Raw genomic sequence first — 20,341 nt, 5'->3', positions numbered from 1 at the left:
ATGCGTCCATTACAAAAAGAAATCGTAAAAAAATTACTTGTCCAACCAACGATCGATCCTGAAGTCGAATTCAGGAAAAGTGTTGATCTATTAAAAGGGTATATGAAGAAAAATACGTTTCTGAAAAGCTTTGTACTTGGAATATCTGGTGGTCAAGATTCAACACTGGCGGGGTATATTGCCCAAACCGCTGTCAATGAATTGAATGAAGAAACGAATGGCAGCGACTATAAGTTTGTTGCTGTAAGCTTGCCATATGGAGTACAGGCTGATGAAGATGACAGGCAGCTGGCTTTAAAATTCATCAAGCCAAGCCAAACGGTTACAGTCAACATCAAGGAAGCGGTGGATGCATCAGTAAAAGCTGTGGAAGAAGCAGTTTCTGAAAAGCTATCGAATTTCTTAAGGGGAAATGTCAAAGCACGAGAGCGAATGAAGGTACAATATGATTTAGCCGGACTTTATAAAGGCGTCGTGCTTGGTACGGACCATTCAGCTGAAGCGATCACAGGATTCTTTACGAAACATGGTGACGGTGCAGCGGATATCATTCCATTATACCGATTAAATAAAAGGCAAGGAAAAGAAATCCTGAAATTCGTCGGTGCTCCTGAGCGTCTTTATACGAAAATACCAACGGCCGATTTAGAAGATGACAAACCGTTACTACCTGATGAAGTGGCTTTAGGCGTTAGCTACGATGAAATCGATGATTACCTTGAAGGCAAGGAAATCAGGAAGGAAGCTGCCGAAATCATCGAAGGATGGTATACAAAAACCGAACATAAACGTAATGAAGCCATAAACGTTTATGATACTTGGTGGAAATAAAAGAACGTGTGAAGCCGAGACATGTTAAAGAAATTTAACACCTGCACCTCTTAAGGTGCGGGTGTTTTTTTACAAGACCATTACTATCACCTTTGCTAACACATCAGTAATAAAAAATTTTACCAGCAAAGGGGAAAACTAAATGTCGACTCTACATATGGATTTATCCAGGCTTATTAAAGAAACAAGCAAGGAAATTGATTTCTCGGGTGTAATTGGTGTGAAAGTGGGAGATGATCTGATCCATAGCTCAGCACATGGCTATTCCAATCGATCGGATGAGATTATGAATACGACTGAAACAAGGTTCGGAATTGCTTCTGGGTGTAAACTGTTTACCGCTATCGCCATTTGCCAGTTAATACAAAAAGGGAAACTTAGCGTTGAGTCTAAACTTCAAGACTGTCTTCCGATGGTGTTTCCTAATTTCCATCAAAATGTAACCATACATCACCTCTTAACACACACTTCGGGCATTCCTGATTACTTTGATGAAGAAGTGATGGAGGATTTTGAAGAGCTATGGCAGAAAAATCCGATGTACCATATAAAAAGATTAAAAGATTTCCTGCCAATGTTTCAAGATGGCGTGATGATGTTCCAACCCGGGGGAAGATTTCATTATAATAATGCTGGCTATATTGTCTTGGGATTGATTGTTGAGGAACTGACCGGACTCGAATTTTCTGAATATATCAATAAAAATATCTTTCTGCCTTGTGAAATGAAGAATTCCGGTTATTTTTCCATGGACCAGCTTCCTAAAAATACTGCATTAGGGTACATTGACGAAGAAAATGGAGCATGGAGAACGAATGTTTATTCCCTTCCGATCAAAGGTGGAGCGGATGGAGGGGCGTATATTTCCACAACAGATATGTTCAGGTTTTGGGAAGAATTATTTTCCAATCAGTTACTGAATCAAGAATATACCAATCTTTTATTGGAACCCCATATTTCTACGGGAGATGAAGGGGAATACTATGGGTATGGTATATGGATTGGTAAAAAAAATGACGGGATATTCAAATTTTATATTATGGGATATGACCCCGGTGTAAGTTTCCATTCTGCGGTATATCCGGCAAATCGGATGAAAACGGTCATTGTTTCAAATGAAAGCATGGGTCCATACGATATTGCCCGCGCAATCGAGAAAGAATTATAAACAAATGAAAACATTACGATAGGGAAAGGTTCCATCCTTCATTTAAATACCTAGTTTAAAAAGCGCTATCCTAATTACTCGAATCAAATACGGAACAGTGCAAAAAATAGCCCCTAATCGTTGTAAATATAGGTTTTCTACAAATCGACAAAATAGTGCTGAAAGAGAAATGGAAGGAATACCATAGTGAAATTGACCCTCATGCCTTATGTTATAATATGGTATTAAGATAATTTGAGGGGGATATGTATGGTTTCTTCTTTATTTATAATAATAGTAGTTGGCATTATAGTCCTGATTGGTTACAGAATAATTTTTAAAAAGAAAACGCCTTCTAACATGTATACACCATACGATGACATGTTAATGGGGAAAAAAGAAGATGTTAAAAGGGAACACCCGGTACAAGATACAAAACATAATTTTGAATATGAAGAAAAATGCGATGAAGACAAGACCGTTTAAACGGTCTTGTCTTATTTAAGGAGGGAGTTATAACTAATGAAAATAACATTTTCTAATTTTATACCTATATAGATATTGTTCTCATGCAAGCCAAGCTGACCGGAAATGCACAAAACAAATTAAAGAGAAAATATTTGGACTGAAAGACTCATCGCATACCTTTGTGGCGTGAGATGACCCTTTTTTAAAACTATAGTCTGAAACGTCATTCCGTATATAGGGAAAGAAGCTTTTATAGACCTAAAATATCAAACAAAGGATTTGTATATTTAGATATCTTGAAGTAGAGTATATTTAATATACATTATTCTAACCGGTATTTTCCGATGGAGGTTCTTTTTACGGTATGAAGGCAAGATATGAACTCGCGAACATGAACTTAACAGTAAGCAATGTGACTTTACGTAATGCAGCGGATAGTTATGTCCTCTTGAAAGCTGCAGATGATCAAAATAATAATGAAATCACGATCAAGCTTTCCCATGGTCAAGCGGAGTTTCTGGAAGCGGAATTACGTGAAGTAAATCGCCGTCGCAGGGAAAATAGTTCTGAAATATCCGGAAATGATCAAGAACGAATTAATGACGACGATTCTTTTAATCTGTTTAGCATTGATTTATTCAATGAAAGTGAACCGAAGTAATTGATAGCATATGTTTATTTTACCCCGCCTCAAATCCGCTTCTCTGTAACCTTTCCAATCTGATTTAAGATGATGCTACAGAGAGTTTATCATTGCCGATGCAAAATCCTGATTGAATGTCCATAAGGAAAATCTTAAGTAAGGTGACCTATCGTTACCTTTTTTTTGATTGCTTGAAAAAATTCTTCACTAAAAGGAATATGGATGATAGTACAGCAAAAACCATGAAAAATACGATGAACCCCCAAAGACCTATAGCCGCATCTTGAAATTCCATATTCCCTCTGCTGGTAAGGGCTTGCTGTATTTCAATGGCAAATACTAAAACAACCATGACAGTAAAGGTATAAAGGAAAGAGAGTATCGTAATCCCAAAACGCATCCGGGAAATTAAATTAGATAAAAATAACACGAACAAAAATATGATGATACCGATGATTCCCATTATCCAAAAATGCAGATCTTTGTCCGTGGCATTTGAATTTAATGTGTCACTCACAAAGAATAGGATGAAATCGTGAAGATTATTGACGACTTCCGCTAATATCTGGATGATTTCTTTCATTTTTCACACCTCCAATCCTTAGATTATAGCAGGTTATAAATCTATATAGAAGAGGGCTGGTTTTCAGGGGGGAAAAGCTGACCTTAAATTAACGTAATATGCGATCATAAACATGCTAAGGCGAGTATATCTTCTACTATGTAAGTGTTTCATTCTTTCGCGTTTTATTGGGAAACATAAGAAAAGCATAAGTGATGACTTGGAAAGTCAAGACATGCAATGACAGCTAAATAAAGGTATAGTTAATGGTGAATAGATCAATCAAAATACATAGAAAAATAAAGAATAAGTTTTTTCATGGAAAGTAGGTGTACCTATTTCCAATATTTTAATGCCTATAGCGATCTTAGTGATGATTGTTTTGATCGGTTTCTTTATTTATAAGGATAGTAAAGAATAATTTGTATGATCTTATCCTTACTCAATGTTTTCATGGTTGGAGGAAAAAAGAATGAATGATGTACATAATCATGTGTTAACGGTAATTGATTTTATGAAAACCGGACACAAAACTTGCTTTGTGAAAGTAATCGGTTTTGATGCTGAATCCGGACAGAGTTTTGAAGGCGAAGTTAAATTTGTCGGTGATTTGCCTTTTGGAGATCTGATACATCCTCAACGGTCACATCTATCTTCTACTTGCAGGGAGTTTGTTCAGGGTGATTTGATGAACAGATATAGTCTGGGGCAGTTTGAATAAAGTGGTTGAAATTTTTATAGGGGATCTAACGAGGTGCCATTTTTTACTTATTGTTTAAAATTGGTAAAATTCAGGGTATAAAGAATATGGTATGTATGAAACTTTTGTATGCCAAACTTCTCTTTTAACTGATAAAATAGCATATTTTTCCCTATTTAACTCTCGGACTATAATCCTTATAATGTAAATAAGAAAAATATGACAGTTAGTGTAGGAATATACTGTTTTTGAGGTGAGTTTCATGGTATATGCAGATATATTGAGTAATATACACTCTGCTATCTCCGGTAAAAAAGCTGATTTAAATGTGCAAATTGAACGTTTGGTAAATGCGAAAAACGATATTATAAGAGAACAGAGTATGTGCCTTAACGAGATCAGGAAAATAAAAGACCCTGAGCTAGGTGGCAGCTGGACAGGTCAGCGCTCAGATCATTTTCAGGAAGCCCGTAATGATGCCTATAATGTGATGTTCAGTATCATTCATGACGATTATGACGATTACCAATGGAAAATCGAAGCGATGATTACAAAGCTAAATGCCGAGAATACGCTTCTGAGCATAGCGGGGAATATAGCCCAAGAAGCCGACCACCTTTTAAGTAAAGGCGAAGAGGCATTTGAGCAGCTGGAAAGCAAAATATCAGATTTAAAAAGGCGGTTGTTTTAATGACGACAATCAAACTGAATCATCCTGCCGTAACGAAGCAAGTCGATCAGGTGAAGACGGCACTTGGTACAGTCACGCTTGGAAATCTGCCGGCAAGCGAACTTGGCAACAATAAATTGGAATTCACCTCGAAATGGATCGATCGGGAAACGAACCTGGAGAAGGTCTTTGAGCAATATATCAAAATCGTCCAGAAAAATGTCGAAGATACCCGTGCCAACATTGATTTATTAAAAGAACAGGATGAAGCCATCGCCCATACGTCTTCACATGGGTATTAGCCGCGATGAAAATATATGAAGCCAAGACATTGACGGCCGCAACCAAGTCGCGTGCCAAGCAATATGAAGAATTAAAGAAAGAAGTCGCAGCCCTGAAAAAGGAATTTCAGGGCATCGTTGGCTTGGATAATGAGTTTCAAGGTGCTGGTGCCACCGCCATCAAAAGCTTCTATGAAGCGCAAATCGAGGTGGCGGACGCCTGGATGGAACTTTTCACTACCCAAATCAGTTTTTTGGAAGGCATTCCAGCCAGCCTGGAAGAGGCGGATCTATCCGGAAATACGGTGGTCGAGGTTCCCTTTTTAGATGGCGAAGTCTCGACCGGCATTAACCAAGCGAAGTCGCTTGTCGATGAACAAGCGAGCGATCTTCAAAGAATCCTGAACAGCATTGACGATATCCTTCCTCTTGATATGTTCAACCAAAATGACTTTAATGAAAAAATCACGCTGGCCGGACAGAGACTGGATGACACCGTGACAAAGGTCGAGAATGTCGACCGGCAATTGGTCGAGGAATATGATGTGTCCGTCGGGCAGGAAAACGTGGCCGTTGGCCTCTTCCGCGCCTTGCTTGATGCCACCAAACAGGACGGCAACGTTTCGCCGATGACGTTCAACCAATCGGCATTTAAGAATAGTGACGTCTATCAAGTGAAGGATGAAGTCGCCGGTCAGATGAAAGACTATCAGACCTTCAAAAAGCAACAAGCCGAAGCCCAGAAAATCGAACGTGAAATGGAAGAACTCGAAAACCGCCCGTGGTATGAAAAAGCCTGGGATACCACAAAAACCTTTACAGGGGATTTCACGGGATATTATGATTCTATCAGAGCCTCAACCGGAGTCGATCCAGTAACGGGCCGCAAGCTGTCCGATGCCGAACGAATCGCCGCCGGCGCCATGGCCGCCGCTGGATTCATCCCCGTCGTCGGCTGGGCCGGCCGGGCCATCAAAGGCGGCAGCGCCCTATACAAAACGGCTAAAGGACTCAACGCAGCGAACCACGCGCTTGATGCCTATAAAACGACAAAAGGCTTTAGTCTCCTTCAGAAAACCGAATACGGGATATACGGACTCCTCGCAGCCAATGGCCTCGGCGAAGCGGTCACCGGCAAAGACATGTTCGGCAACCAGCTAACCGAGGAACAGCGCCAAAACGGCCTGTTGATGGCACTCGGAATCGGCGGTGTGGCAGGTGCGGCGAAGGTCGCAGATAAAGTAGCGAGTGGTACAAAGTTCATTCCTTACAGCAAGGAATTTGCGCAAAAGCAGGTTCAGAAGGCAAAAGCATTCGGCAGGGAAATCGGTAAAGTGAAAGTGCCTCTCCGTATAAGGGTCGAAGAATTAGCGACGGCCTATGGAAATAACTACATGCATGTTACTTTTGATAAAACGACGATTAAGGATATCGTACAGAAGTTTGCGGTGAAGAGACTGTCTACTGTAAACCAGGCAAAGGCTGACGATGCGATGGTTGAAGCAGTAAAAAATCTACCAGCATATACAAGAAGACCTAACCAACCAAGAAATTATAAATATAAAGAACGTAATGAAGACGGAACTACACTGTACACTTTTATTTCAAACAAAAATGGAAAAGAATATCAAGTAATTTATGACAAAGATGGATTCCCAATTTTTCAATCAAAATTTGAAATTTACTTACCAGAAAAATATTTTTTAGAAACAGATGCTGCACAATTTGAATATTTATCTAAAACCTTATCTGAAGAAATTATAAGCATTCCAGAACTAGCTGAAAAGTTCACAGCGAAAGAATATGAAGTGTTAAAAGAAGGTAGAGTTCCTAAAACACTTACTTGGCATCATCATCAGGAAACAGGTAGAATGCAAATTGTGGATTATTTTGAACACCAAGCAGCCGGACATACTGGTGGAAGAGCTATATGGGGCGGTGGTGAATCGGGCAGAAAAGGTATTATAAAAAAAGAAATTCTGGAGATGGTAACATGGGATTAAAAAAGTGGCTATTTGTAGAGGAAGAAAAACCCGATGAGGGTGTAATTGCTTCGATTGAAAGACTGTTTGAGATTGAATATCCTGATGACTACAAAATGTGTGTTATGAGATATAACGGAGGTTTTCCAGAGCCTAATATCTTTAATTTTGGTGAAGGGCAACAGGGAGTATTTAATGATTTAATTAGCTTTACTGATAATGATATAAATATAGGGATGTTTTATGAGCTATTTTCTAGTCCAACGTTAAAAGGGATTGTGCCTTTTGCCAGAGATCCATTTGGAAACTACTTATGTTTTGATTATCGAAATAATTATCCTTCTCCCAAAATAATTTTCTTCAATCATGAAGAAGAAGCGTTATCATTAGTGTGTGATACATTTAGTGATTTGCTAGAGCAAATGTATTCTTTAGAAGATACAAAGTAGATGGGGGAGCAAAAATAAAATGGAATATAAATTTGAATATACATTTAAAAATATTACAGTAAGTGAACTTGAAAATTTCGAGAAAAAATTTAATTTAGTAATACCGGAAGATTTCAGTAAATTTTTATTATCTAATAATGGTGGAAAAGCGGTAAATAGAAGATTTCAAACAGAAGATCGAACAATAACTTCCTCGATTATACTATTTTTCCCTTTATCTAGTGAAATAGAAGAAAATTTAGAAAGTAATTTCATTAAGTATAATGAAAGCAGGATTGTACCGAAAGATTTTCTCCCTATAGGATTAGATCCGGCTAATAGTTTAATCTGTTTATCTTTAGATAGAGAACAAAAAGGTAAAGTTTATTTTTGTGACATGGACTACTTTGAGGAGGATAATGAATTAAGGAAAGAATTTATTAAACCGATATCTGGAAATTTTAAAGAGTTCATGGACAATTTATTTGTCGCAAAGTAAATAAAGTCTGAATATTGGGGCGAAAATACAACAATTAATATATAGAACCCGGTAGATTCCAAGCACTTTCATCAACGCTTTCTGATGCTATTCTTCAATTTGTTCGTTTTTATGAATGATATTAAAAGCTATTAGCCATGGTTATAATTCTTTTGACCTTTTATACAAAATAAACCAAAACTTTACTCTTATCAGGTAGCGTCTGTTTTAGAGCAGGAGAGTAAAAGAATTGAATGAATCAAACTACCAAAAAATAGCTCAAACTGTAAATGAGATAATTCCAGGAGAGTGGAGTAAAGTAATTTTGTATGGAGAAATTACTGTGGGGACAGGGACAGCGTTCATTTTCTATCACTTAATTTTAATGATAACCTCATATATATCCATGATATACCTTAATTACATATTAGTTGAATGGAGCATAGAGAAACATGGCGGAGGTTAATAAAGATCTTAAAAGACTTATCAGAAGAATTTAAACAGAATAATCAAGAACAATGGACCAATTTAACTTTTACTTTAGAAAGTTCAGGAAGATTTAAGGTTGACTATGATTATGAAGATCTATCAGATGCAGATGATTACGAAAGAAGGGTTATTTGGGAATATAATCGTTTAGGCCTTTTACCTGAATCTGAATATGATAAGAGTATTTTAGAAGAATACCTAAAAAAAGAATAATGGAGGACAAGAAAAGCTTGTTCTTATAATGACCTTAACGCAAAAGTTAAGGTCTTTTCATTGTAGAAATAGAATATGTATCGTTTTAAGTTATATCGGTCTCCTCAGATAAAAGGCCGTTAGGTCTAAAAAATATTTATAGATAAGAAAATGGATTTACTGACCTCAGGCAGGGTCGTGATAAAATAGCAAGTGGTACAAAGTCCCCTACAGAATGGAATTTGCGCAAAGGCAGGATCAGAATGTTCAAGCTACAATAACAGACATTGCGAAATCAGGAAAAACCACGTAAAAAATATAGGTGAAGAACTAGCTAAAAAAGAAATTCCTAAACGGATAAGTATGGAACAAGTTTCCCTCGCAGGAGGACCATGCCTCCCCAAGTTGTAATGGAAAAGCAGACAATTAAGGAAGCCTATCAGAAATTTACGGTTAAGGATAGCAAAGTAGAGGGTGGTTCAGGGGAGAATGTTCCTAAGGGTACGGGTGAAGTTAAAAGGCTTATTCCTGGTAGTCCTGGAAAGGTGACAGGAGGTAGTTCTACAAAATTAGGGAAAAAATTGTTTGAAGAAATGGGTCTACCTAAAACTACAAAAAGAACGCCTTATCAAGCACAACATATTATTCCAAAGGAATTTAGAAGTCATCCTGTATTAATAAAAATAGGAATGGATATGGACGATGCCTCAAATGGATTTTTTCTTCGAGTACCTGATGCTGATATTAGTACAACTTCTAGACATAAAGGATATCACTCAGTTTATAGTAATTTTGTAAGAAAAAATTAGACGAAATAGATGTTAGTCAAGATATATCTAAAATAGAAATGCAAGTTTTTGAATTGCAACAAAAGTTAAGAACACTTCAAGAAAAGGGATTACCATTATACATGAAAGATGCTTATCTTGAAATTGAGCTTAAGAGGATAAAAGAAATTGGGTTGGAACAGTATAAAATTGAAAGAATGGAAAAGGAGATTGTAACCCCTGTATGGAAAAGAGGAGGGGGAGCAACAGTCGACCTATGGGAAAGGTGGTATAATAAGTAATGAATTATGGTATATATAATAATTTTGTTGAAGAAGTGATACAGTTTTCGAAAAATTTTCAAGGAGAACTTCCTAATAATATTTCAGATAAAATTGTTTTTATTAATGATATAAAAACAGCAGAGCACTTAGCTTATGATGAAATATTTGGTGAAGACGAATATAATTGGAAAGATATCAGGGAATTAGAAATGAGTGAAGTTTGGGGTAGTTATTATGCAATGCCAGAAGATGAAAAGCCGGAGGGATTGGAAGCATTATTAGAAATAATCTCTAAGAATGTAAGAGAAAGCCCATTTGAATATAATATATTTTATAACGATGTTGTGGCTGATCTTACTAATTGTGCTATCAATAGAGCAATAAACGGAAAGAATAGTTCCTTTTTTGAAGAATTATTTGACATATATCAATTCGGTGCTTTTCCTTGCGGTTGGAATGGTGATTATCCAGATGGGAAAATTGTTGCGTATAAATTGAAAAAATGAATAGAGTATTTTAGAAGAATACCTTAAGAAAGAATAACGGTGGACAAGAAAAGCTTGTTCTTTTGTATGACCTTAACGCAAAAGTTAAGGTCTTTTCATTGTTGATATGAATATGTACCATAAAACAGAAAATTTACAATTAACAAAGAGAGACCTTAAAACCAAATGTAGAATATACAACAAAAGAAGGATATAAATATACCACTGATGATAATGGGCGTATTGCGATTGCTGAAGCTAAATTAGAATTGGGTAAAGCAAAACGAAATCCATAGCCCAAAGAAAGGTTGGAGGAGACGATAGACTATCAAACGATGATGGTGGACATTTAATAGCAAGTGTCTTTAAAGGTTCTGGTGAAATTGATAACTTAGTACCTATGAATGCTACTTTAAATAGGAGTGAATATAAGACTCTAGAAAATACATGGAAGAAGGCTTTATTAGAGGGTAAAGAAGTAACTATTAAAGTAAAACCAATATATGAGGCGCATTCAGCTAGACCGAGTGAGTTTAAAATCAACTATGCAATAGATGGTAAAAAATATTCAGATAGATTAACTAATTATTTAGGAGGTAAGTGAGATGGAAACCAAAATAATGGAGCAGACATATCAACAAATTGCGAATACATTAGTAAATATAATTCCAGAGGATTGGAAACAAATCTTTTTATACGCTGAGTATAGAGAAGGTTATAAAAAAGTTTTTTTCTACTATTACCCTGAAACTGGAGGGGAACCAGTATATAGTTTAGATATAACTGATTTATTTAATGTTGATGAGGAAGAGTTTGAGGGGCTTGATAATGAATTGTATAATTGTTTTTCGAGATTGCACGAAGAATTTAAGGAGCAAGAACAGGAACTATGGACTAACCTAACTTTCATTTTAGATAACACAGGAAAAATGAAAATGAATTATGGATATGAGGATATCTCGGAACTTAGCCCTGTAGAAAAACAAGATAAATGGGAAGCTGAATATCTAAACTAAATTTATATAATGAAACCTTGAAATGCTTTTTTAACCCCTTGATTGGCTAAATACCTTTCAAGGTTTCTTTTTTTTTGGGGGCTACCTAGTGCCGAATAAATAGTTTGGTACTAAGAGAGTATAGATAACACTTGCTTATTTATACTGTTTGACAAAAATTTATCTTACAGAAGTTTGCGGTGAAGAGTGAAGGTGGTAAGGGTACAGGCAAAGTAGTGCTAGCAAGAGGATAGATTGAAATTACAAAAGTGGAGTATGGAAAGCATTATACAAGAGAGCGAATGAAGAAAGTTTTAAAACCGAATATTGAATATACATTCCCTGGTGGTCATGTATATAAAACGGACGAAAAGAATCGGATAACAAGTGTCGAAGGGTCTCTCGACTTAGGCAAACGAAACAATTATGCACAGCGGATTGCTGGAAGAGAAGAACGCTTGCCAGATGATCAAGGGGGCCAAAAATAGGACGTCAATTAAATTTTATTATTCCTGAATCTTGGGATAAAGTATTATTATATCGAAAAATATATGTTAAAACCAAGAGCCTATAATGGAATCTGTATAAGGGTACTCATAGAAAACTACATTGCCTTTTTTGAAAAGGTGATTCTCTTTGAAATGCTTAATCCAAGAAGATACAACCATAATGAGGTGTTGAAACAATATAAGTATGACAAGTACGAACGATAGCATACACAAAGAAGGATCAATTAGCCCCCGCCATCATCAAAACATAGAGTATAAAATTGACGATAGTCGTTGGGAGTTAAGAACATTGAAAATAGAGCAGGGGGATAAAAAATAAAATGAATCAAAACTAGATGATTATTATAAACTCGAGGAAATCGAACAATTTTGGAAACCGGCAAAAAAAACAGAAAATCCATGAAGCACAAGCCTAAAAGCATATTCGCAACAGCTCCTCCGTCAAGCAGAGGAGCTGTTGTTTTGCGATTAATAAAACGTCATATATATTTGAACTAAAATTTGGAAGTGTATTAATTCTATAAATATAGTAGCGAAAGGAAGAATTATATGAAAAAGTTAAAAAAAGGATTTTTAATCGTTTTAGCAAGTGTTTGTTTTTTACTCTTAAACATTTCGACACCGGTTTCAGCTCATGAATCCAAATCAAAACAAACGGTTATAACCAGTGAAGATGGAACAGTGGTTTTAACTAGAATAAAAAAAGATGTATGGGTTCATACAACCTATACGGAAATCAGTGGTAATAAGATTGGTGCGAATGGTTTGGTTCTTAATACTTCAAAAGGAATCGTCTTAGTCGATGCAACATGGGACGATACGCTGGCAAAGCAATTATTGGATATGATTAAAAAGGAATTCAAAAAACCTGTAAAGCTGGCTATAATTACGCACCACAAATACGATAGAATTGGGGGTATACAGACATTATTGGATCAAAAAATAAAAACAATAAGTACTCCTGAAACTGCAAGATTGGCAAAAGAGTTCAACTATCCTATGCCCGATCCTTCCCTGGATTCAATGGCATCAACTTTAAAAGTTGGAAATATGAAAATCGAAACATACTTCCCGGGAGAAGCCCATACTTCTGATAACATGACAATATGGCTTCCAAAGTATAACTTATTATTTGGTGATATGATTTTCGCGCTGGAACAAAAAAATTCCGGGATCATTGATGAAGCCAACATGGAAGCATGGCCAAATACGATGAAGAATTTAATGTATGTATATAATGATACGAAAATCGTTATTCCAGGCCATAAAACTTGGGGGGATTTCAGTTTGCTTCCACATACATTGGAAATTGTCCAGAAACATGGAAAATGAAATAAATCGCATTCACTTCTAAACTTTTAGCAACTTGTCCACACCTTCGATTAGTCCATGCATATACAATAGTAAGGAGGGTGTTAGGATGGAGATAAATTGTTGTTATGTAGAAAAATGTTTTGAGAACAATGACCCCAGTACAATATGGTTTCCTGGAAAGCGCTGTAAATGTAAAAAATGCAAAAAAAACAAGCACCGTTTTTATTAATCACTAAAAGAATGAAGCAACTGTAAGGCAGTTGTTCTACAGGGCAGTCCTAGTGGCTGCCTTCTTTATTTGGACACACAGATAGCGGCGATAGATGTGAGCCTGATTTATACGATCCATAAAGATGAAAAAACACTTAACCGTGATGGCTAAGTGTTCATCGGTTAATCTTTCTTAAGGATTTGCCTGCTTTGCTGAATGATTTCATTATTTTTATTAATGGCTTCCACATTGTTTAACTTAACATGGTCATTGATCAATTCATTGTCTTCCATATATTCTAGTAACAATTCGACGGATTTATCCAACAATCTTTCCAGTGGGATACCCCTTTCATCTGCTAAACGAGTGAGCCTCATGTTTAAATGAGAAGCGAGTGAAGAAACGAATGGATCTCTACCATCGTTCATTTACATTCCCCCTTCAGCTTTAATAGCTCCATTATATGATGGAAATGATTGGAAGGCAAAAATATGGAACAAAATGAATGGAAATAATGGAAAGCTGGTTATGGATTGGTGAATTGTACTGGGAGCTGGATGATTTTTGGATTGGAAGCTGTCAATTTATTATTTATATTACGTGATTTTAATAATTATTTTGCGTAAAAAATAGAAGCTACCCATAATAAGTTAACAGCAACCTGTATTTAATGATTTACAAAGACAGTAGGATAAAATTAATTGCTTTAAAATGAACTGGATTATACTAAGAATTATTGAATTTTGAAAAGAATCAATTATGATTCACTTGTTGTGAATTAAGGGTTTATTTTTCAACATTTTGGGTATAAAATCGACTCCTCGAAGGGATGTTTCCTTTGAATAACCAAAGTGAAATTTCACGTGTGATGGAAGCCATGAAGGGATCCAGTGACCGTAGGACGTTTGAACGTTACCAAACTATTTACCTTTACAAAAAGGTTACAAGCAAAAAGAAATCAGTGACATCACCCTGCGGAGTCTTAAAACCATCTCCTCTTACATCAATGCTTATAAAAAAGGCGGAATTGATGGTTTGAAAATGGGACACTCTCCTGGTGCACCACACAAGCTAACAGACAAACAGAAGCAAGAACTTGTTCAAATAGTCACTTATCAAACTCCCAATGATCTTGGAATTTCTACAACTTACAATTGGACCCTTTCTTTAGTGTCGAAGTATATTGAACAGGAATGGGGGAGAGGTATACACTTCGTGGAGTTTCAAGACTTTTGGAAACTCTTAGTCTTACGTTTACAAGAACCTCTTATACCCGGAAAAGGTCGACAACGTTCCTTGATAATTAGCCTTTTGAAAGTCTAATCTGTTCTAGAGTGTAAACTCTTTTTAGAAAACATATTGTAGAGAGCAGAGATTATGAGGGATTTAGAAGAGTATTGACTGATTATGTGTTGTTTAATTTATCTATTTTATAATCATGTTAGAAACGCAACAAAAAATATATAACCCCTATTTTATGTATATTTGAATAGATAAAATAGGGGTTTTTATAATGGGTAACTTAAACTTCTCCCTTTTTCTGCTCATAATCCTTCAATATTGTTTTACCACATCTTTAAGAAATTTTCTGATGACTAATTGGAGCTATTAAAAATTTTGCTAGCTTCAGGTATTTTGCGCAAAATAATTATCATATTGCGCAATTTAAATAATAAATTGATATCGGACGAAACATCTTTTGTTTTTCCTGTATAATAATACTATATTTTACATTTGGGAGGAATTATTTATGGACCAAGCCAGCAGTTTAATAGGGCTTTTTGCAATCATACCTATATTGTTTTATCTGGGACTTATTGTATTAAGTGTGTATTTCATAATTAAGATAATTAAATTCATCAATGCAAAGACAAGATTAGATCAAGAAAGAAATGAAAAGCTGGATGAGTTGATAAGAGTTATTGGTAAAGATAAAGAAGATCAAAATAAGCCTTTATAAAATAACAAAAGCACAATCCCATTAAGGGTTGTGCTTTTGTTATTTTACCAGAATTATATGAATGATGAACCCATACTAGGTCAACATAAAAGGGCGCTTTTTTTGTAACGTCAAGGTAGGTGTACAAGCATTTCCTAATAAGTACCATAACATATTAGGAGGTGATTAAATTGACAGTTAAATTAGAAACTTTATTAGATCGTTCGAAAAAGAATATGGGCAGCAGTATTCATCCAGTCGTAAAAGAATCAGCATTGGAAATGGTTAAACGAGCATACCAAGAAGGTATCTTCGTGCAAATCAGCGCAGGTTATCGGTCTATGGAAGAGCAAGCAAAGCTATATGGTCAAGGTCGCCTAGGTTATAACTACGATGGTAAAAACTATAGTGATTTATCGAAACCGAGAGTGACCAACGCGATGCCAGGTCAATCTTACCATAATTATGGACTAGCCATTGATTATTTCATAGTCAGCGATGATGGAAAGAATGGCATATGGACAGTTGATTCAAAATGGAAACGGGTAGCGGCTATTGGTAAATCTTTGGGCTTTGCATGGGGAGGGGATTGGTCAAGCTTTAAAGATTATCCGCACTTGGATATGACGGGTGGACTAACTTATTCTCAGTTAAAAGCGGGAACAAAGCCTAGACTAATATCAAAAGTGAATGGAACCACTCCAGCAACACAAGTCTAATCCGATGTCATTGTAACAGATACGCCTGCAAAGGACAGCGGCAATCAGACTATCAAGTCCATTCAAAGGACATAAAATAGCCGTTACAATGCCAAAATAGATGTGGATGGTTATTATGGGCCTGATACTAAAAAAGCGCTGATCAAGGGTTTTCAAACCGAATTGAATAAACAATATGGTGCAAAGAATAATGTGGATGGAATATGGGGACCCCAAACAAAAGCGGCTTCACCCAATGTTAGGGAAGGGGCGAAAGGGAATATCACCTATATCCTTCAAGCTGCACTTTATATGGAAGGACATAATCCGCACGGCATAGATGGTATCTTTGGAAGTGGAACGGAAATAGCGTTCAAGGCATTTCAAAGGGCCACTGGAATACCTGCAGACGGGATCGCCTGTGAAAATTCCTTTGCAAAATTATTTGGATGATATATGAAATGGATTTAGAACTATAATGCTTGAAGCAATTAGCTTAGCAAAAAGCCCTAAAAATGAGGGCTTTTTTTGTATGAATGAAAAAGGATTTTTATAATAGCAGTTTTTTAAAAGTAAATATCCCAATCGTTTAAGAATCGAAGTATAAGAAAAGTAAGAATACATATCGGGACTAGAAATGTAACCGCATTTACGATATGAAAGTACTTTAATGCGGAATGCTTTATTCCTTTGACTTTAATTACTAAATAGAAGAATGATAAGGTTGCGATCAATGGGCATAACAAGCCAAAATTAGTTAAGATCCTTGAAATTGGATAGTTCATAGAACTAAGTCCAATGAGGAATGAAGCAAGGCAGATCACATTGATAACCGACAAAATGGTTGGTATCAACAACACGTTCTTTTTTACTGTCTCCATAAATTTCACCTCCAAATTGATAATCCCATTTTATAATATCCACTGATCAAGTAGCAAAGCAAGATGAAGGCTTTGTTAAAAGTAAAGGTTGATTTACTATGTACAAAGAGAAAGTATCCAAAATTCTGTCCTTTACAAATGTGAATAGTAATATTTATCGAGTATTTATACTCATTTTTATTCACTAAAAATTGACTGAAATATAATAGTTCTTTTGAATTTCCATAATATTTAAACAATAAAGTTAAAGGATGACATAACTTTATTGGAGGGAAAAAATGAAGAATTTATGGAATAAGGCAATTTTGCCTATCGCTTCTATTAGTTTAGCTTCTGTGATGGTCGTAAATACCATTCCGGAAACTCTAGTTCAAGCAAATTCGACTGTTCAATCACAAGTGCAAATCAAAAATCATGTGCTTCCGCTGGGAACGCCTAATTTGCATGAGCAAAGAACTTCAATGAATCCAGCACCAGGAGTTACGTATACCAAAATCAATCGTGGTGAAACATCTTCAAAAGACTTTTTCACAGTGGATGTGGCATTTGTAGAAACACATGAACAGGCAAAAAGCTTGTTGGCAAATTTAAAGAAGGATGGTTTCAAAAATGCTCGTATCATTAGAGAACAGAATCGGGCCATGGATGATCGCGAAAAAGATCCACTTGGATACATAGTTCGCGTCGGGCAATATCAGCTGGAAGCGGATGCAACCGAAATGAGAAAAAAGTTATCGGAAAAGGGATATACGGGTCACCGGAATGTGTATACGGGTGAGGACGGAGAGAAAACAACAGGACCATGGGTAGTAAACGTCCTTGAAGTGGATCAGGATCGTTTTCAAGGGCAATTGGTGCCTGAATTAGCAAATGATGCTGTGACAGGGAAAGAAACATTGACCCAAATGGCTGACAGAAATGATGGCATTGCTGGAGTTAATGCCGGTTACTTTGTTGTAGGAGAAAAGGATGGAACACCAGGCGATCTTGCCGGTATATTTGCCAGCAATGGACAGCTTGTCAGTGAAGCGATTAATGGCCGTTCAGCTCTGATTTTATCTTCTGTTGAAGAGAAGGCAGACATTGCTTCTGTTTCCACGTCAATTCAGGCCACTTCATCTGATGGTGCGGTTAGAGAAGTGGATGGATTAAACCGGAAACCAGGATTAATCCGCAATTGTGGCGGTGTTGGAGGGGATACCAATACAGAACGGCCGAAACATGATTTTACTTGTAAGGATGAAAGTGAACTTATCCAATATACTTCCGTATTTGGAGAAAAGACAGAATTGGGAGACGGTGTGGAAGTGGTAGTAAATCATGCCGGAAAAGTGGTGGGAATTCGTAACCATCGTGGGGGAGACATTCCAAGCAGCGGTTCTGTTCTTGCGGGAACGGGGGAAGCAGCAGTGTGGCTTCGTGACCACGCCCAACAAGGGATGAAGATACAGGTGAAGAGTGAAATCGTTGGGGATGGAAAGCTAATGGAATTAGACCAAACCACCAGCATGATTAATGGAGGTCCTCGATTATTGGAAAACGGAAAAATTTCCATTAATGCCGTAGAGGAAGGCTTTCACTGGGAAGAAGATCCTGGGTTTTATTATCGTTTTGGGGAACGTCGTAATCCTAGAACGCTTGCAGGAATCAAGGAAAATGGCAATCTATTATTTGTCACCATCGATGGACGCGCACCTGGCTGGAGTGTGGGGGCTAATTTTGAAGAAAGTGCGAAAATCATGAAGTCATTAGGAGCCGTCGATGCCATCAATCTTGATGGCGGCGGATCGACCACCATGACAGTTGGGGATGATCGAGTCACAAGACCATCCGATGCAGCAGGTGAACGCCCAATTGCCGACGGAATATTGATAGTAGAATAATGGATTGGTCATGTAGTGAGGTTAATCTTAAATTGATTTTGAAACCAAAAAATATTCAACTCAAGGAACTCATCAATCCAAAAAAGCACTTAACCTAAATGGTAAAGTGCTTTTTTGTATCTATTTATTTAATTCTTCTTTATTTTGATTAATGATGATTTTATTTCTTAAAATCATTTCCTTATTATTAAGTCCAATATTTAGTTCGGCAGGATTGCTCATCTTTTCTAGGAGAGACGATACAGATATTTCTAATAATTCAGGGATAGGCATGTCTGTATTATCTGATAAGCTTTTCAGTTTGCTGATTAATTCAGGAGATAACAATGACTCTAATGCTAGTCTTTCATTTATGTCCATGATTGTACCCTCCATATGTTGAATTATTTTATTAGTATAATTATATAATAAAAGTTTACTAGAGTGAGATTTAATCATCCTAAAGATTTGATGTGTTTAAATGTTCATCGAGGAACGAAGTTGAGCTAAATGGAAAGGTTATGTTAAATGTAACGGTTTATTTTTAATAGATAATATGGATGACAGGTTGCTCTTAATGTGAGTCTAAAAAGTGTTTTTAAAGGATATTTGGATTTTTATGTTAAAATAAAAAGAAGAATATGGAATAACATACAACTTACATTACCAATATTAAGAAATCATCTATTAAGGGGTGCAATTTTGGAGAATATTTGCTCTAAATGTAAAACAGTTATGGTGAATGCTAATCTAGATAGTTTTCCAATTAGAATTTACAAAACAGGTAAAAAACCTAATGCTAATACTATGAGCAACATTAGCCCCTGTTATGTATGTCCTTGCTGTGGGTTTATCGAGTTTTATGTAGAAGAACCTGAAAAGTTCAAGTAGAGAAACCCAACTATGAACCCTTCGTATTTAACCAGGGTATGTTAAAGGCAAAGATCGATTTAGAAAATAGACAAAATAAAAATCCGAAATGGATATTTATGTTTAAATGTTTATGAGAATGTGAAGATTTCTACTTAAACTAACGTAAGTAGATTAGTGAAACAAGAGGTGAAAATAAAGGGGGGGAATCGTTGGAAAATAAGGACGTCTTAATTATTGTCGGTATAATATTATGCTTTATATTATTTGTTGTAGGTATGTTATTTTCAGAACAAATCCCTCTCCTAACTTTCGTAGGGATTATTGGACTTAGTGGTATGTCTTACTTTGTATTCCGAATTGTTACGAGAGCAATTGAGAATCAAAAGTAATCACATTTTCTTATTCGAAAAATGGATGCTTTATATGAAGTTTCAGAAACTTCATATAAATAGTTATTCCTTATTCGACTAACGGGTCAGCTTTAGCAAAAAAATGGATACAACAACTGATTATGATTTATTCAAAATCAACCAAGAACTTTAACATAGTGTTTAACAAAAGGGTGCTTGTAGTAAAAAAAATGTCAAAGGAAAAATGAACTTGGATACTTTTCCAAGTTCATTTTAATGTTCCTAGCTAATATATTCGCTAG

At 36.2% G+C, this 20,341-nt stretch carries 25 protein-coding genes and 2 pseudogenes; 24 read left to right on the top strand and 3 right to left on the bottom strand.

Annotated features, from left to right (window positions below):
* The 4 genes from nadE (at position 1) to QUF94_RS14930 (ending at position 3,107) form a co-directional block, all read left to right on the top strand.
* The gene (gene nadE / locus QUF94_RS14945; RefSeq protein ID WP_289316548.1) at positions 1-831 is read left to right on the top strand and encodes an ammonia-dependent NAD(+) synthetase; all 831 of its coding nucleotides are present in this window, start codon (positions 1-3) and stop codon (positions 829-831) included.
* A gap of 142 nt (positions 832-973) precedes the next feature.
* Positions 974-1,999 carry a serine hydrolase domain-containing protein gene (locus tag QUF94_RS14940; RefSeq protein ID WP_289316547.1) on the top strand — a complete coding sequence of 342 codons (1,026 nt, stop codon included), beginning with the start codon at positions 974-976 and terminating at the stop codon, positions 1,997-1,999.
* A gap of 249 nt (positions 2,000-2,248) precedes the next feature.
* Positions 2,249-2,464: a hypothetical protein gene (locus QUF94_RS14935; protein WP_289316546.1), complete on the top strand. Its 216-nt coding sequence runs from the start codon at positions 2,249-2,251 to the stop codon at positions 2,462-2,464.
* A 346-nt stretch (positions 2,465-2,810) separates the two neighbouring features.
* Positions 2,811-3,107 (top strand): hypothetical protein, encoded by a 297-nt coding sequence (locus QUF94_RS14930; protein ID WP_289316545.1) that lies wholly within the window; start codon positions 2,811-2,813, stop codon positions 3,105-3,107.
* Positions 3,108-3,261: 154 nt separating this feature from the next.
* Here QUF94_RS14930 and QUF94_RS14925 read toward each other — a convergent pair whose 3' ends face one another.
* Positions 3,262-3,672, bottom strand: a complete 411-nt coding sequence (locus tag QUF94_RS14925) for a hypothetical protein (protein WP_289316544.1) — start codon at positions 3,670-3,672, stop codon at positions 3,262-3,264.
* Between the two features lie 451 nt (positions 3,673-4,123).
* Between QUF94_RS14925 and QUF94_RS14920 the strand changes: the two genes are divergently transcribed.
* The 14 genes and pseudogenes from QUF94_RS14920 (at position 4,124) to bla (ending at position 13,243) form a co-directional block, all read left to right on the top strand.
* Positions 4,124-4,372, top strand: coding sequence for a hypothetical protein (locus tag QUF94_RS14920; protein WP_289316543.1), 249 nt, complete (start codon positions 4,124-4,126; stop codon positions 4,370-4,372).
* Positions 4,373-4,613: 241 nt separating this feature from the next.
* Positions 4,614-5,042: a DUF5082 domain-containing protein gene (locus tag QUF94_RS14915; RefSeq protein WP_289316542.1), complete on the top strand. Its 429-nt coding sequence runs from the start codon at positions 4,614-4,616 to the stop codon at positions 5,040-5,042.
* Positions 5,042-5,323 (top strand): YwqI/YxiC family protein, encoded by a 282-nt coding sequence (locus QUF94_RS14910; RefSeq protein ID WP_289316541.1) that lies wholly within the window; start codon positions 5,042-5,044, stop codon positions 5,321-5,323. The genes QUF94_RS14915 and QUF94_RS14910 overlap by 1 nt, the downstream gene beginning before the upstream one ends.
* 5 nt (positions 5,324-5,328) lie before the next feature.
* On the top strand, positions 5,329-7,305 hold the full coding sequence (locus tag QUF94_RS14905; protein WP_289316540.1) for a T7SS effector LXG polymorphic toxin: 1,977 nt from the start codon (positions 5,329-5,331) through the stop codon (positions 7,303-7,305).
* Positions 7,296-7,733, top strand: a complete 438-nt coding sequence (locus QUF94_RS14900) for an SMI1/KNR4 family protein (protein ID WP_289316539.1) — start codon at positions 7,296-7,298, stop codon at positions 7,731-7,733. Before QUF94_RS14905 ends, QUF94_RS14900 begins: the two co-directional genes overlap by 10 nt.
* A 19-nt stretch (positions 7,734-7,752) precedes the next feature.
* Positions 7,753-8,211, top strand: coding sequence for an SMI1/KNR4 family protein (locus QUF94_RS14895; RefSeq protein WP_289316538.1), 459 nt, complete (start codon positions 7,753-7,755; stop codon positions 8,209-8,211).
* Positions 8,212-8,440: 229 nt separating this feature from the next.
* The gene (locus QUF94_RS14890; protein WP_289316537.1) at positions 8,441-8,656 is read left to right on the top strand and encodes an immunity protein YezG family protein; all 216 of its coding nucleotides are present in this window, start codon (positions 8,441-8,443) and stop codon (positions 8,654-8,656) included.
* A complete protein-coding gene (locus QUF94_RS14885; RefSeq protein WP_289316536.1) occupies positions 8,626-8,892 on the top strand; it encodes an immunity protein YezG family protein in 267 nt (88 codons plus the stop codon). The genes QUF94_RS14890 and QUF94_RS14885 overlap by 31 nt, the downstream gene beginning before the upstream one ends.
* A gap of 503 nt (positions 8,893-9,395) precedes the next feature.
* Positions 9,396-9,940: pseudogene (locus QUF94_RS29080) on the top strand (AHH domain-containing protein).
* Positions 9,940-10,428, top strand: a complete 489-nt coding sequence (locus tag QUF94_RS14875; protein WP_289316535.1) for a hypothetical protein — start codon at positions 9,940-9,942, stop codon at positions 10,426-10,428. Before QUF94_RS29080 ends, QUF94_RS14875 begins: the two are co-directional and overlap by 1 nt.
* Positions 10,429-10,699: 271 nt before the next feature.
* Complete coding sequence (locus QUF94_RS14870) at positions 10,700-11,011, top strand: DNA/RNA non-specific endonuclease (protein ID WP_289318388.1); 312 nt, start codon at positions 10,700-10,702, stop codon at positions 11,009-11,011.
* A 1-nt stretch (position 11,012) separates the two neighbouring features.
* Positions 11,013-11,423 carry an immunity protein YezG family protein gene (locus QUF94_RS14865; protein WP_289316534.1) on the top strand — a complete coding sequence of 137 codons (411 nt, stop codon included), beginning with the start codon at positions 11,013-11,015 and terminating at the stop codon, positions 11,421-11,423.
* A gap of 281 nt (positions 11,424-11,704) precedes the next feature.
* Positions 11,705-11,890, top strand: a complete 186-nt coding sequence (locus QUF94_RS14860) for a DNA/RNA non-specific endonuclease (protein ID WP_289316533.1) — start codon at positions 11,705-11,707, stop codon at positions 11,888-11,890.
* 570 nt (positions 11,891-12,460) lie between these two features.
* Positions 12,461-13,243 (top strand): subclass B1 metallo-beta-lactamase, encoded by a 783-nt coding sequence (gene bla / locus QUF94_RS14855; protein ID WP_289316532.1) that lies wholly within the window; start codon positions 12,461-12,463, stop codon positions 13,241-13,243.
* 375 nt (positions 13,244-13,618) lie between these two features.
* Here the strand turns inward: bla and QUF94_RS14850 are convergent, their stop codons facing one another.
* Positions 13,619-13,864, bottom strand: coding sequence for a hypothetical protein (locus QUF94_RS14850; RefSeq protein ID WP_289316531.1), 246 nt, complete (start codon positions 13,862-13,864; stop codon positions 13,619-13,621).
* A gap of 514 nt (positions 13,865-14,378) precedes the next feature.
* Between QUF94_RS14850 and QUF94_RS28815 the strand changes: the two are divergent.
* The 5 genes and pseudogenes from QUF94_RS28815 to QUF94_RS14830 all read left to right on the top strand — a co-directional run.
* Positions 14,379-14,759: pseudogene (locus QUF94_RS28815) on the top strand (helix-turn-helix domain-containing protein); the annotation flags it as partial.
* Between the two features lie 427 nt (positions 14,760-15,186).
* A complete protein-coding gene (locus QUF94_RS14845) occupies positions 15,187-15,396 on the top strand; it encodes a hypothetical protein (protein ID WP_289316530.1) in 210 nt (69 codons plus the stop codon).
* Positions 15,397-15,566: 170 nt separating this feature from the next.
* The gene (locus QUF94_RS14840) at positions 15,567-16,094 is read left to right on the top strand and encodes a M15 family metallopeptidase (RefSeq protein WP_289316529.1); all 528 of its coding nucleotides are present in this window, start codon (positions 15,567-15,569) and stop codon (positions 16,092-16,094) included.
* Between the two features lie 102 nt (positions 16,095-16,196).
* Positions 16,197-16,526, top strand: coding sequence for a peptidoglycan-binding domain-containing protein (locus QUF94_RS14835; RefSeq protein ID WP_289316528.1), 330 nt, complete (start codon positions 16,197-16,199; stop codon positions 16,524-16,526).
* A 706-nt stretch (positions 16,527-17,232) separates the two neighbouring features.
* Positions 17,233-18,837 carry a phosphodiester glycosidase family protein gene (locus tag QUF94_RS14830; protein ID WP_289316527.1) on the top strand — a complete coding sequence of 535 codons (1,605 nt, stop codon included), beginning with the start codon at positions 17,233-17,235 and terminating at the stop codon, positions 18,835-18,837.
* A gap of 120 nt (positions 18,838-18,957) precedes the next feature.
* Here the strand turns inward: QUF94_RS14830 and QUF94_RS14825 are convergent, their stop codons facing one another.
* Positions 18,958-19,197, bottom strand: a complete 240-nt coding sequence (locus QUF94_RS14825) for a hypothetical protein (RefSeq protein ID WP_289316526.1) — start codon at positions 19,195-19,197, stop codon at positions 18,958-18,960.
* Positions 19,198-19,898: 701 nt separating this feature from the next.
* On the opposite strand from QUF94_RS14825, the gene QUF94_RS14820 reads away from it, so the two are divergent.
* Positions 19,899-20,078, top strand: coding sequence for a hypothetical protein (locus QUF94_RS14820; RefSeq protein ID WP_289316525.1), 180 nt, complete (start codon positions 19,899-19,901; stop codon positions 20,076-20,078).
* The last annotated feature ends 263 nt before the right edge of the window (positions 20,079-20,341 follow it).

The organism is Peribacillus sp. NJ4 (assembly GCF_030348345.1).
Classification (GTDB): Bacteria; Bacillota; Bacilli; order Bacillales; family DSM-1321; genus Peribacillus.
This window is presented reverse-complemented; position numbering and strand designations above follow the sequence as displayed.

Excerpts from the sequence above, each read along its gene's own strand:
- QUF94_RS14925 (WP_289316544.1), bottom strand. The coding sequence starts at position 3,672 with ATGAAAGAAATCATCCAGATATTAGCGGAAGTCGTCAATAATCTTCAC.
- QUF94_RS14900 (WP_289316539.1), top strand. The coding sequence starts at position 7,296 with ATGGGATTAAAAAAGTGGCTATTTGTAGAGGAAGAAAAACCCGATGAG.
- nadE (WP_289316548.1), top strand. The coding sequence starts at position 1 with ATGCGTCCATTACAAAAAGAAATCGTAAAAAAATTACTTGTCCAACCA.
- QUF94_RS14905 (WP_289316540.1), top strand. The coding sequence starts at position 5,329 with ATGAAAATATATGAAGCCAAGACATTGACGGCCGCAACCAAGTCGCGT.
- QUF94_RS14875 (WP_289316535.1), top strand. The coding sequence starts at position 9,940 with ATGAATTATGGTATATATAATAATTTTGTTGAAGAAGTGATACAGTTT.
- QUF94_RS14885 (WP_289316536.1), top strand. The coding sequence starts at position 8,626 with ATGGAGCATAGAGAAACATGGCGGAGGTTAATAAAGATCTTAAAAGAC.
- QUF94_RS14845 (WP_289316530.1), top strand. The coding sequence starts at position 15,187 with ATGGACCAAGCCAGCAGTTTAATAGGGCTTTTTGCAATCATACCTATA.
- QUF94_RS14940 (WP_289316547.1), top strand. The coding sequence starts at position 974 with ATGTCGACTCTACATATGGATTTATCCAGGCTTATTAAAGAAACAAGC.
- QUF94_RS14860 (WP_289316533.1), top strand. The coding sequence starts at position 11,705 with ATGAAGAAAGTTTTAAAACCGAATATTGAATATACATTCCCTGGTGGT.
- QUF94_RS14830 (WP_289316527.1), top strand. The coding sequence starts at position 17,233 with ATGAAGAATTTATGGAATAAGGCAATTTTGCCTATCGCTTCTATTAGT.
- QUF94_RS14895 (WP_289316538.1), top strand. The coding sequence starts at position 7,753 with ATGGAATATAAATTTGAATATACATTTAAAAATATTACAGTAAGTGAA.
- QUF94_RS14825 (WP_289316526.1), bottom strand. The coding sequence starts at position 19,197 with ATGGACATAAATGAAAGACTAGCATTAGAGTCATTGTTATCTCCTGAA.
- QUF94_RS14920 (WP_289316543.1), top strand. The coding sequence starts at position 4,124 with ATGAATGATGTACATAATCATGTGTTAACGGTAATTGATTTTATGAAA.
- QUF94_RS14865 (WP_289316534.1), top strand. The coding sequence starts at position 11,013 with ATGGAAACCAAAATAATGGAGCAGACATATCAACAAATTGCGAATACA.
- QUF94_RS14915 (WP_289316542.1), top strand. The coding sequence starts at position 4,614 with ATGGTATATGCAGATATATTGAGTAATATACACTCTGCTATCTCCGGT.
- bla (WP_289316532.1), top strand. The coding sequence starts at position 12,461 with ATGAAAAAGTTAAAAAAAGGATTTTTAATCGTTTTAGCAAGTGTTTGT.
- QUF94_RS14850 (WP_289316531.1), bottom strand. The coding sequence starts at position 13,864 with ATGAACGATGGTAGAGATCCATTCGTTTCTTCACTCGCTTCTCATTTA.
- QUF94_RS14930 (WP_289316545.1), top strand. The coding sequence starts at position 2,811 with ATGAAGGCAAGATATGAACTCGCGAACATGAACTTAACAGTAAGCAAT.
- QUF94_RS14935 (WP_289316546.1), top strand. The coding sequence starts at position 2,249 with ATGGTTTCTTCTTTATTTATAATAATAGTAGTTGGCATTATAGTCCTG.
- QUF94_RS14910 (WP_289316541.1), top strand. The coding sequence starts at position 5,042 with ATGACGACAATCAAACTGAATCATCCTGCCGTAACGAAGCAAGTCGAT.